The organism is Stenotrophomonas maltophilia (assembly GCF_003970865.1).
Classification (GTDB): domain Bacteria; phylum Pseudomonadota; class Gammaproteobacteria; order Xanthomonadales; family Xanthomonadaceae; genus Stenotrophomonas; species Stenotrophomonas maltophilia_AR.
On sequence record NZ_RXLZ01000150.1, the window covers coordinates 1 to 991 of the forward strand.

The 991-nt window shown below is 64.6% G+C and carries 1 protein-coding gene; it reads left to right on the forward strand.

What is annotated here, in order from left to right; translation table 11 throughout:
- Positions 1-353: 353 nt before the first annotated feature.
- On the forward strand, positions 354-809 hold the full coding sequence (locus EKL94_RS22145) for a MarR family winged helix-turn-helix transcriptional regulator (protein ID WP_012481667.1): 456 nt from the start codon (positions 354-356) through the stop codon (positions 807-809).
- The last annotated feature ends 182 nt before the right edge of the window (positions 810-991 follow it).

Here is a 991-nt window from a genome sequence, read left to right on the forward strand (position 1 = left end):
AAAGGGGGGGGTTTTGGGGCGGAGAGGCGCGCCCCGGTTGTTGGGTGTTTTTGCTTTGGGTGGTGGCGACCTTGGGCCCCACGTCATCGGCTTTGGCCTTTAAAGGGCCAACCCAACGCGCTCGCGGGGTGATGGGAGGGAGGCGGGGGCCGGGCGGGGCAGGACCGTCCGCGGCATGGGCCCGAGGCAAGCCGCGGCCGAGCCCTCAGATGGGTTCACGGCGTGTCCTGCACCGTCCGGCCCCCGCTGCCCCACCCGACACCAGGCAGGCGCAACGCTTTCCTCACTACACCCCACCCATTCAGAAAAACCTATTGATAGGAATGAAATTAGTAGTATCCTATCTATCTCTTATGGACCGACCCCTCGACGAGCGCACCGTGCTGCAGATGCAGCTCAGCTCCGGCCTGCTGTACGCAGGGCGGCAGTGGCAGCGCCTGGCCGACAGCCGGCTCGGCAGCTACGGCATCTCCACCGCCTGCACCATGCCCCTGCTGATGATCGGCCGCTCCGGCGGTGGCATCCGCCAGGTGGCGCTGGCCCAGCAGCTGGGCATGGAAGGTCCCTCCCTGGTGCGCCTGCTGGACAAGCTGTGCGCCAGCGACCTGGTCCGCCGCGAGAGCGACGCCAGCGACCGCCGCGCCAACCTGCTGTGGCTGACCGATGCGGGCCATGCGCTGGTCAGCGAGCTGGAAGACCAGTTGATCGGCCTGCGCCAGGACGTGTTCGGCGAGCTTTCCATGGATGAACTGCACGCCGTGTTGAAGGCATGGCGCCTGCTGGCCGAGGCCGCCGACCGCATCACGTAAGACCGCTGCCCCCGAACACCGCCGCTGCCGTGCACACGCCAGCGGCTTTTGCCCGTTGCCGTTGTTTTGTTGTCCCTCCCCGTCGCCGACCATCTTCCTCGTTCGAATCCCCTGCGGGCCCCCCCCACAAAAAAAAAAAAAAAAAAAAAAAAAAAAAACAAACACACAAAAAGAGAAACACC

Coding starts and splice junctions, on each gene's coding strand:
- EKL94_RS22145 (WP_012481667.1), top strand. CDS start 354: ATGGACCGACCCCTCGACGAGCGCACCGTGCTGCAGATGCAGCTCAGC.